We start from the raw sequence: 9,945 nt of genomic DNA, 5'->3' as shown, positions 1-9,945 counted from the left end.
GTTTATATGCTTCACGCTATAAAATATCCTTCTATTTCTCGCTGAAACGGATACCGTCCTTTTGAGGACGGCGAGGCCGTTTCCACTTGGCTGTACAGCGAACAAGCGTATTCACCTCCAAGATAGGCTTGAAGCGCATGATCAGGACATTCCCCAGTTTGAAAAAGCGATTGGAATCATGTACAATCACTGAGAATGGTTATCATAACTTACTGCTGGAGGGAATCCTTATTAATCAGAACCAGTCTGCAGCTTACGGCAGCATTGCCGAAGTGATCAAGGAGCGCCGCTCCATTAAACAGTTTAAGCCTGAACCCCTGCCTGCAGGCCTGCTCGAGGAACTGCTGGATATCGCAGTATGGGCGCCAAATCATGGACTGCGGCAGCCGTGGAGATTTATTGCTTTTCAGGGGGAAGGAGCGGAATTCCTTGGGGATGCTGCTTATACATTCTTGAAGCGCGGGGCAACTGATCCGGAATTTGCAGCCAAACGCAAAGAATATCTTTCATCGATTCCTTTAACCGTAATCGTCGTGATCCCTGAGGACCCGCGTCAAAGAGAGTGGGATGAGGATTTTGCCGCTGCATCCGCACTTGTGCAGAACTTCCAGCTGGCGGCATGGGAACGGGGAGTAGGTACGATTTGGAAGACGGATCCTTATATTTACGCTCCGGAATTCCGCAGCAAGATTGGCGTGAAGCCAGGGGAGAAAGTGATTGCGATGATCCATGCAGGTTATCCGGAGATCATTCCCGCCAGCCGTCCACGCAAGGAGGCCGCTCAGCTGCTTACAGTTGTAGACAGCTATCCGGAGAGTGGAGTTGTGGAATAAACACCCAAGCCGCTATTAGGAACAAAAACTGGGCCAACTCTTATTGAAGCATCCTGCGGGATGCTTTTTTTCTATGGGATTGAAATAAAGATGCAATATATATTGTACATAATGACGGTTATAGATTACAATGGAGTGGTAAGTGAATTTATTCTCCGGGAGGGCTCTGGTGAGCGAGAAGAACATCAAGCTGAAACTGGCGCGGATCCAGAAGGACTTGTCCCAGGAACAGCTGGCGGAAGCGGTGGGCGTGACGAGACAGACGATAGGACTGATTGAAGCGGGAAATTATAACCCGACGATCCGGTTATGTATTGCCATCTGCAAGGAACTGGGAACAACTTTAAACGATATATTTTGGGAGGAGTAGTTATGAAAGGTAAGGGGATCAAGGATGAGCGGATTCAAGGTGAAGTACATAAGTTGATGTCGCACGGGTTTACGATTGTGTTAGTGGGCATAGCGGCCAGTGTTTTTGTTAAAGTATTTGTTCTGCACTTGGATCTGAAGTATTGGCTGGACAGCTTCCTCATCCTGATGGCAGCTTGTTTCTATGTTACGCTCCGGAGCATGCGTGGTGGACTATTCCTCCTGCCGAGCAAGGCCGGGGAAGTGAAGCGGCTCAAGAAAACCAATCTGATCAGTGGAGCTGCAGGTGCGCTGATATGGGCAATTTTGATGATCAGTTATGACCTGTTGGGTAAGGACGAAGTTGATGTAGTTGCGAGTGTAATGAGCACATTGGTTGGCTCCGTGGTCTTTTTCTTCGGGATTACCTGGATGCAATGGTTCATGATTAAACGCTCCAATCAAAATGCGGATAAGCACCTGGAATAGACGGATGTGCTACTTTGGAAAGGGCTTCTTGCAAAACTAATGTCATTAGTTTATATTATAACTAATATCATTAGTTTTTAAGGGGTGTATTTATGAGAATTACTCAAGAAGGAAAATTGTTGCAGCTTACGTGGATGCCCGGATGGTTTCCGGTCAATTGCTATCTTGTTGTAGAAAAGCATGAATTAACATTGATTGATGCGGCGATGTCTTTTAGTGTCCAAGGGATCCTCCGTACAGCGGCTAAATTGAACCTGCCTATTACCCGAATCGTGCTGACCCATGCTCATGGAGATCATGTTGGAGCACTTGATGAACTGAAGAAACGGCTTCCTGAGGCTGTTGTATATATCTCTGAGCGTGATGCAGCTTTGCTGCGCGGAGACCGTTCGCTTAGACATGGTGAACCGCAGACTCCGATTAAAGGGAGTGTACCTACCAAAATTTCTACCAAACCGGACATTCTGCTCCATGACGGAGATACTGTCGGCTCTTTAAGCGCAATCAGCACTCCCGGCCATACCCCAGGTTCGATGTCTTTTCTGGATCAACGAAGCGGAGCTCTGATAGCGGGGGATGCTTTTCAGACATTTAGAGGAACTGCGGTGGCCGGGACGGTTGTGCCATGGTTTCCATTTCCGGCACTGGCTACCTGGAATAAGGAGCAGGCTGTGGCCAGTGCAATTAAGCTTGCAGGAACGTCTGCAGCGGTGCTAGCTGTGGGACACGGCAACCTGCTGAAGGCGCCTGGAAAAGCCATGAAACAGGCTGTGAACAAAGCTCAATTGCAGCTAGGAAAGGAAGGAAGATAAGATGTCACCTAGGGTTGGACTGGATACACGTACGCTGGTATTGGCTGCGGCAGAATTAGCAGATGAGCAGGGGATGGGAGAAGTCACGCTGGCTTCACTCGCGGCCAAGCTGGGCGTACGCTCTCCGTCGTTGTATAATCATGTTAACGGACTAGCCGGGCTGCGGACTCTGCTAGCTGTACACGGCCTGGAACAGCTCCACACAGCGATGACAAAGGCTTCTGAGGGGATAACCGGTGATGCAGCCGTTCACGCTATGGGGCAGGCTTACGTGAACTTTGCAAGGCAGCATCCGGGTCTATACGAAACAACACTGCAAGCACCTGATCAAGGGAACACAGCGCTGGAAGAGGCAGGGGAGCAGATTTTATCCTTTATCCTGCATGTGCTGTCCGGCTACGGGCTTGGAGAAGAAGGAGAACTGCATGCTGTTCGGGGACTGCGGAGTATTCTGCACGGATTTGCTGCACTGGAGAACAAGGGAGGCTTCGGCCTGCCGCTCGATTTGGGAATCTCCTTATCCCGGCTGATTGATACATTTATTGCAGGAATCAGCTGCATGAAGACAGTGTAAGCAGTCCAGAACAACCATGATTAAGTGATTTAACCATTCCGTTAAGGGGGAAAGTGAGATGGAAAACGTGGAAGTGCAGGGCGGTGTAACAACTTATAAGGAGATGGCTGAGGTCATTGCCAAGCTGGGGATTGTACCCCTTGCTTCACTGATTCCGGAGCATCCGTCATTAAATGGGCTGACCAAAGCCGAGAACTGGCATACCGGTTCAGAGCTGGATCCATGGGGATGGCGTGCACAGTTTCCCGGTGAGGGACTGGCCGGGTACGGCAAGTTTATTAAGAAAAAGGCAATTCTCGTCTCGCGGGACTGGTTTCCGGCATTTGTAAAAGCCGTGGGCAGCTCTAAAGAACTGGAAGAACGGTACAATAACGGCCTTGCCAGCAGAGAAGCATTGACATTGCTCCAGGTGATCCGTGCCAACGAGGGCATTGATACCCGCCAGCTGCGTTCTTTGGGTGATATGAAAGCAAAGGAAAAGAAGACTGCCTTTGACAATGCCGTCACAGAGCTGCAAGGCACCCTTGATATTGTAATCTCCGGAGTTCAGGCACGCCAAAATGACTTGGGAGAAGTAAATGGTTGGAGCAGCACTTCGTTTGAGACCGTAGGGCATTGGATGGGAATTCATGGCCTCACACCTTATGAAGGTTCCAGGGAGGAAGCTATAGCTTGGCTGCGCTCCAGAATGGATGCTACCTGGTCGCCTGCTGCCATAGCCTGGATCAGCAAAGCATTGTCCTGGTAATCACTAAATAATGGTTTCAAAGTTCTGGCAAGTACGGTGAAGCTGTTATTTGCAGAAAGAAAGGTTCTGCCGTCCGTTGAGGAAGGCAAAACCTTTTTTTGCGTGCTCCCATTTGTGGATAACATTAAGAAGGAACAATGCAAGAAAATAAAAACGGCTAACGGACTCCAGCAGGAGCTCAAAAGCCGTAAGCGCTTTCTATTAAAGCTATATAATGAAGCAACCTCATAGCATAGGAGCCAGGTATGCAATCAGAAAGTATAAGAAACCGAATAGTAGCATGATGTAAGCTGTGTATTTGATTGCATTGGATGCGATAATGCTTGAGTCTGTAGGGGCTTGAACACTTGGACGTTCATGCTCCGGCCGTTCCAGCTCTTGGGATATCGACTCTTTCATCAGGATGACCTCCTAAAAGTTTGTGAGTATCGTTCAGCACTGATTGGCTTCACCCAACACCTAAACTGGATTGGAAATACAATCCTTAATTGTATTGTGACATATTTGTGAATTAATTTCAACAATATTGTGAATATTCTTTGAACATAATTTTAAATTTGGGTTAATTATGCCTTTAACTATCTTCTGGCAAACCAAAAACACCCCGTTACCCTCTATTCAGAGAGCAACGGGGTGTGGCTATAAGGGATTAATCGAACGGACACAATAGCTCAGAAACTTTGTTTAAGCCCAGTTCCCTGCGCGGAAGATGGGTTCAGCAGTTCCATCGTCTGTAATTCCGTCTATATTCATTTCCGGGGAACCCATCATGAAGTCCACATGGGTCAGACTTTGATTCATCCCTTTGTCAGCAAGCTGCTCCTTGGTCATAGAGATGCCCTCCTGCAAGGTAAATGCATATGCGGCACCAAGTGCCAGATGGCATGAAGCATTCTCATCATACAGTGTAGTGTAATAGAGAATGCCGCTTTCCGAGATTGGAGAGTGGTAAGGAACCAGCGCTACTTCGCCGAAGTATGCGGCTCCTTCATCCATAGCAAGCAGGGAAGCCAATGCTTCCTGGCCGACTTCTGCCGTAAAGTCTGTGACCTTGCCATTCTCCAGGGTAAGCGTAAACCGGTCGATGATGTTGCCCCCATAGCTGAGCGGCTTCGTGCTGCTCACTTTGCCGTTAGCGCCAGTCTTCAGCGGGGCAGTGAATACTTCTTCTGTCGGAATATTGGCGAGGAAAGAGACCCCGCGTCGATTCACGGCTCCGGCCTGACACCAGATATGCCCTTCGGGCAATTCGATGGTCAAATCCGTTCCGGGAGCGGTATAATGCAGCTTGCGGTATTTTCTGGCGTTCAGAAGGTCACAGCGCTGCTTTAAGCCGCCCAGATGCAGGCTCCAAGCTTCAACGGGGTTCTCTTGGTCTGCTCGGACCGCCTTGAAGATAGCATCCCAGAGCAGGCCAACCTGTTCTTCCGGAGGTGCATCGGGAAATACCTTAGCCGCCCAGGATGGCGATGGAAAAGCGATACCGCTCCAGCTGATATAATTGTTCATCATCATTTCACGGTACGGGGCCATAGCCTGGCCTGCGGTACGCTGATGATCGGATATCCGGCTGGCTTCTACACCGTTCAGGAGATCCGGATTGGCAGAGATTACCGTCAGGATGGCCGCACCGTTGCGTGCCAGATCCTCCAGCTCATCCGCCTGCCATTTCGGCGGTTCAAGGAAGCTGGCCGACGGGGCCAGATCGTAGCGGGTCCGTGTGACGAACTCGTCGGTATAATTGACCTTGACCAGCTTAGCACCGGCCTCATAAGCTTTCCGCACAATCAGGCGGACAAGCTCTGCGGCAACGATGTCTGCATTGAGTACGAGCGTCTGCCCGGGCTGTATATTGACTCCGATCTTTACAGCCAGCAGTGCGTAATTCTCCAGCTTTTGCTTGAAACTCAACATGATTTTGCTCCTCCGCTATCTGTAGTCTGTGTTTAAAACGCCCAGTTTCCGCTTTTGAATACCGGTTCCCGTGTACCATCAGCTGTAATTCCGTAAATATCCATGTCAGGTGAGCCGATCATGAAATCGACATGGGTGACACTGGTATTCAGGCCATGGGCAATCAGTTCATCCTGGGTCATCTCTTTACCGCCCTCAAGGCAGAACGCATAAGCTGTGCCAATGGCCAGGTGGTTGGAAGCATTCTCGTCAAACAAGGTATTGAAATACAATATATTCGATTCGGAGATCGGGGACTGGTGAGGCACAAGGGCAACCTCGCCGAGATATTTGGCGCCTTCATCCAGACTGATTAGATACTCCAGTGAATCCTGGCCTTTACCGGCGCTTACACTGATGATTCGGCCGTTCTCGAAGGTGATGGAGAAATCATCAATAATGTTGCCGCCGTAGCTAAGTGGCTTGGTGCTTCTGACCGTGCCGTTAACACCTGTCTTAAGCGGTGCTGTGAACACTTCCTCTGTTGGCATATTGGCAACAAAAGTGTGGCCTTTGGAATTGATGCTGTCTCCTTGCGCCCAAATGTGACCTTCTGGCAGTTCGATAGTCAGGTCTGTGCCGGGTGCTATGTAATGCAGGCTTTTATACTTCTTGGCATTAAGCACATCAGCCTTCTGTTCTAGTGTATCAAGATGCTCCTGCCAGGCAGCAACCGGATCTTCGCGGTCAAGACGGACAGTGTGGAAGATAGCTTCCCATAGTTTATCCACACGTTCTTCGGCCGGAACATCAGGGAACACTTTGTCGGCCCAAGCTTGTGTAGGGATGGCGACAATACTCCAGCTGATTTTATCGGACATTTGGTAATCACGGTATTTCGTAAGCGCAGCACCGCGTGTTTTTTGGTAATTGGCGATACGTTCCGGATCAATTCCTTTCAGTGCGTCGGGATCTTCGGCGATTACAGTCAGAATAGCGGCTCCATTCTCAGCGAATTCGGTCATTTCTCCCGCGTACCACGTTGGAGCCTTCGTGAAGACTTCCGGTGCGGCATGTTCAAACTGCTGGCGGGTAATGCTCTCGTCACTCCAGTTTACTTTGACCAGACTTGCCCCTATGGCATAAGCTTTGGCTGTAATAAGCCGTACGAATTCTACTGCTGAAACGGGGGCGTTCACGACCAGTATTTGACCCGGTTGAACGTTGACGCCGATTTCGACTGCCAGATCTGCATATTTGCTAAGCTTCGCTTCTAAATTGAGCATCGGGTTTCCTCCATTTACTATATTTTAGTGCTGTATGAGCATTGTATTAAATTATTAACCGCCGGATGAAAAAAGTCAATTGCAGCGGAAAGAGAGGGATTTGCTTTCATTTCAATGCTATACTGGGAGAGTGTGGACGATCAGATGAAAGGAAGGAAAGCGCATGAACGTGGAAATTATAAAGGCGGAATTGAAACGCGAAGAAGATAAGAGCTATGTCGGGAGGACGGTGTTCACGCTCGACAATCATAAGTCTCCGTATGAAATTACGTTCTTCAGCAAACGGGGAAGCGAATGGGATTACAGTTTCAGCTTTGCCGGCGAACCGGGGAGCGAAGAGCAGTTCCTGGAGATCAACACGCTGCTGGAGAATGATGACGATCTGTTTAATCAGCTGCTGGATGCCGCACTGGATACCCAGGACATTCAGGAAGAAGAATAGCATCGCAAAAATGCGACCGATGAAGGCATTCACTGCCGGCGAACGGTCGCATTTTATATAGGTATAGGTTCGAAAGCTCTACCCGATCGTAATATTGCCCTCAGGATAACGGTAGAGCTCCTTGCTGTTCTTCGGTTTAAGCGCATAGGCAAGTGTCAGCGGTCCGGTACGTCCGACAAACATCAGAATGATCACCATAACCTTCCCGATGGTCGTCAGCTCCGTAGTCAGCCCCATTGTAATGCCCGAGGTCCCAAAAGCGGACACCGCCTCAAACAGTACGGTCAGGAAATCTGCACTCTCCGTCACGGACAACAGCATGGTCGCAATGACTACCAGCATCAGTGAGAGCAGTGTCATCGTGATAGCCCGGTACACGTTTTCTTTGGAGATCCGGTGGCGGAACATGACGATGTCTTCCTTCCCGCGCAGTTTGGCATATGCTGTACTTACCAGTATGGCAAAGGTAGTAATCTTAATCCCACCGCCGGTTGATCCAGGCGCCGCACCAATGAACATCAGCAGAATCATCAGAAATTGAGTGGATTCCCGCAAGAGCGGAATCTCAATGGTTGTCACCCCTCCGGAACGGGGGGTAATCGCCTGCAGGAAGGAGGCCATTATTTTGCCGCCGGCATGCAGCGGTTTTAGCGTGGTGTTCAGTTCAAGCCAGAAAAAAATTGCCGCCCCGACCAGAATCAAGATGGCTGAAGTGGAGAGAACCACCTTGGAATGCAAGGTCAGACGTTTGCGTTTGGGGAAGTCGATTACATCGGACAACACGATAAACCCAATTCCGCCAAGGAAAATGAGCAGCATGGAAGTGATGTTTATAATTGGATCCTCCACGTAGCGGGTAAGACCGCTGAATGGCCCGTGCACATCTCCGAAGAGATCAAATCCGGCATTGTTAAAGATAGAAATGCTATGAAACAAACCGTAATATATCGCTTTTCCAAAAGGCATGTCCAGCATGAATCTTATGGCAAGCAGGGCGGCTCCGCTAAGCTGTATGACCAGGGAATAGATCAGTACCCGGCGGATCAGCTTGACGATGCCCTGCATGGAGTTCTGGTTCATGGATTCCTGCAATAGCAGCCTTTCTTTGAGTGAGATCCGTTTGTTAAGTACAAGTGTAATCAGCGTGGCCATGGTCACAAATCCGAGACCGCCGAACTGGAACAGCACCAGGAGGACAATTTGTCCAAACACCGTCAGTTGTGTTCCGGTGTCGATGACAGCCAGTCCGGTGACACAGGTCGCTGAGGTCGCCATAAAGAGGGCGTCGATAAAGGAGATTCGGTCTCCGGTTGAAGCTGCCGGGAGGCATAAGAGTACTGTTCCTGCCGCAATCAGCAGCATGAATCCGAGCGATAGTATTTTGGGTGGCGTCAGCCTTAGGTGCCCGAGGGATAGATTAGCCAAATTCATTCTCCTGACGTCTTGATATCATCTGTCCAGATTATATCATAAGTTCCAATCGATCAACTTGCGGGGGAAGGAAATTGGCATATTTTATCGAATTACTAAAAAGTAATACCTATTCTGAGAAAGCATAGAGGAGGCTGTACTTGCTGTGACAAGTCCGATTCTGAATCAGATTGGCGCCGTATTCATTCCGGTCAGTGATATTGAAAGATCAAAGAACTGGTATTGCAGCTTGCTGGGGCTTCCGCTTGATGGTGAGGTATTGTTCGGTCATCTGTATGTGGTGCCGATGCAAGGGCCGGGTATTGTGCTGGACAGCAGAATTTTCACAGCCGAGTCGGTTCTGAATGTGCCGTCCTTTCATTTAAATACGGAGGACATCGATGCTGCTTATGATTTTGTCAAAGCCAGCGGTGCGGAGATCCTGACTGACATTGAGAATGATCACTGGTTTAACTTCAAGGATCCTGACGGAAATGTATTGATGATTTGCCGTTGTTAAAAAATGTGTGAAAGAAGTACATCGGCAATTAGTGTTATGCCGAGCTAGATCGAGCAGGGGGAAATGATGAATATAACGCTGAAAGAGCTGGTTCCGGGGGATGCTGCTGAACTCCTGAGTCTGCAGCACCGGCTGGATGAGGAATCTTCATTTATGCTGCTGGAGCCGGATGAGAGGCAGACCGGACTGCAGCAAGTAACAGAGATGATTGAGGACTTCGCCAAGGCCGAAACTTCGATACTAATCGGCGCCGTGGCGGATGGCAGGCTGGCGGGTTACATATCCGTCAGTGGAGGAAGCGTAAGACGCAATAAGCATAGCGCATATATTGTGATTGGCATCTTGGCCGATTATCAGGGAATGGGTATCGGCAGCGGCTTATTTCGGGAGATGGAGAGCTGGGCAACCGGCGTCGACATTGTGCGCCTGGAGCTGTCCGTTATGACGCATAATGATCGAGCGGTGTCCTTATACACCAAGCACGGCTTTGAAATTGAAGGCATCAAGAAGAAATCACTGAAAGTCAGCGGGAATTGGGTGGACGAATATTATATGAGCAAGATTTTGTCTAACTAAGTTCCGCTACAACA

13 protein-coding genes are annotated in these 9,945 nt (G+C 49.3%); 9 read left to right on the top strand and 4 right to left on the bottom strand.

All coding sequences use genetic code 11. The features are described from left to right. Positions 1 to 230 precede the first annotated feature (230 nt). From ACQ76X_RS27705 to ACQ76X_RS27680, 6 genes are all read left to right on the top strand, one after another. A complete protein-coding gene (locus ACQ76X_RS27705; protein WP_438497019.1) occupies positions 231 to 833 on the top strand; it encodes a nitroreductase family protein in 603 nt (200 codons plus the stop codon). A 169-nt stretch (positions 834 to 1,002) separates the two neighbouring features. Beyond that, a complete protein-coding gene (locus ACQ76X_RS27700) occupies positions 1,003 to 1,203 on the top strand; it encodes a helix-turn-helix transcriptional regulator (RefSeq protein ID WP_340898044.1) in 201 nt (66 codons plus the stop codon). Positions 1,204 to 1,205: 2 nt separating this feature from the next. Further along, positions 1,206 to 1,670, top strand: coding sequence for a DUF6773 family protein (locus ACQ76X_RS27695; protein ID WP_438497012.1), 465 nt, complete (start codon positions 1,206 to 1,208; stop codon positions 1,668 to 1,670). A 92-nt stretch (positions 1,671 to 1,762) separates the two neighbouring features. After that, the gene (locus ACQ76X_RS27690; RefSeq protein ID WP_438497010.1) at positions 1,763 to 2,482 is read left to right on the top strand and encodes an MBL fold metallo-hydrolase; all 720 of its coding nucleotides are present in this window, start codon (positions 1,763 to 1,765) and stop codon (positions 2,480 to 2,482) included. Position 2,483: 1 nt separating this feature from the next. Next, positions 2,484 to 3,056, top strand: coding sequence for a TetR/AcrR family transcriptional regulator (locus tag ACQ76X_RS27685; RefSeq protein WP_438497008.1), 573 nt, complete (start codon positions 2,484 to 2,486; stop codon positions 3,054 to 3,056). 58 nt (positions 3,057 to 3,114) lie between these two features. After that, positions 3,115 to 3,804 (top strand): AlkZ-related protein, encoded by a 690-nt coding sequence (locus tag ACQ76X_RS27680; RefSeq protein ID WP_438497007.1) that lies wholly within the window; start codon positions 3,115 to 3,117, stop codon positions 3,802 to 3,804. Positions 3,805 to 4,029: 225 nt separating this feature from the next. Here the strand turns inward: ACQ76X_RS27680 and ACQ76X_RS27675 are convergent, their stop codons facing one another. From ACQ76X_RS27675 to ACQ76X_RS27665, 3 genes are all read right to left on the bottom strand, one after another. After that, entirely contained in the window at positions 4,030 to 4,203 is a 174-nt protein-coding gene (locus ACQ76X_RS27675) for a hypothetical protein (protein WP_156130888.1), read from the bottom strand. Between the two features lie 285 nt (positions 4,204 to 4,488). After that, the gene (locus ACQ76X_RS27670; RefSeq protein ID WP_438497006.1) at positions 4,489 to 5,718 is read right to left on the bottom strand and encodes an aminopeptidase; all 1,230 of its coding nucleotides are present in this window, start codon (positions 5,716 to 5,718) and stop codon (positions 4,489 to 4,491) included. Between the two features lie 32 nt (positions 5,719 to 5,750). Further along, the gene (locus ACQ76X_RS27665) at positions 5,751 to 6,983 is read right to left on the bottom strand and encodes an aminopeptidase (RefSeq protein WP_342435617.1); all 1,233 of its coding nucleotides are present in this window, start codon (positions 6,981 to 6,983) and stop codon (positions 5,751 to 5,753) included. Between the two features lie 163 nt (positions 6,984 to 7,146). Between ACQ76X_RS27665 and ACQ76X_RS27660 the strand changes: the two genes are divergently transcribed. After that, complete coding sequence (locus tag ACQ76X_RS27660) at positions 7,147 to 7,425, top strand: hypothetical protein (protein WP_076111132.1); 279 nt, start codon at positions 7,147 to 7,149, stop codon at positions 7,423 to 7,425. 78 nt (positions 7,426 to 7,503) lie between these two features. Here ACQ76X_RS27660 and ACQ76X_RS27655 read toward each other — a convergent pair whose 3' ends face one another. Next, complete coding sequence (locus ACQ76X_RS27655; RefSeq protein WP_438497004.1) at positions 7,504 to 8,856, bottom strand: TrkH family potassium uptake protein; 1,353 nt, start codon at positions 8,854 to 8,856, stop codon at positions 7,504 to 7,506. Between the two features lie 145 nt (positions 8,857 to 9,001). Here ACQ76X_RS27655 and ACQ76X_RS27650 point away from each other — a divergent pair, with 145 nt between their 5' ends. Both ACQ76X_RS27650 and ACQ76X_RS27645 read left to right on the top strand, forming a co-directional pair. Continuing rightward, a complete protein-coding gene (locus ACQ76X_RS27650) occupies positions 9,002 to 9,355 on the top strand; it encodes a VOC family protein (RefSeq protein ID WP_076111130.1) in 354 nt (117 codons plus the stop codon). Between the two features lie 63 nt (positions 9,356 to 9,418). Next, the gene (locus ACQ76X_RS27645) at positions 9,419 to 9,931 is read left to right on the top strand and encodes a GNAT family N-acetyltransferase (protein ID WP_438497003.1); all 513 of its coding nucleotides are present in this window, start codon (positions 9,419 to 9,421) and stop codon (positions 9,929 to 9,931) included. The last annotated feature ends 14 nt before the right edge of the window (positions 9,932 to 9,945 follow it).

Origin of the sequence: Paenibacillus sp. IHBB 3054, assembly GCF_051594305.1 — a bacterium.
In the GTDB taxonomy this organism is placed as follows: Bacteria; Bacillota; Bacilli; order Paenibacillales; family Paenibacillaceae; genus Paenibacillus_AQ.
The sequence above is the reverse complement of the archived record's forward strand: the minus strand, read 5'-3'. Positions and strand labels throughout refer to the sequence as shown.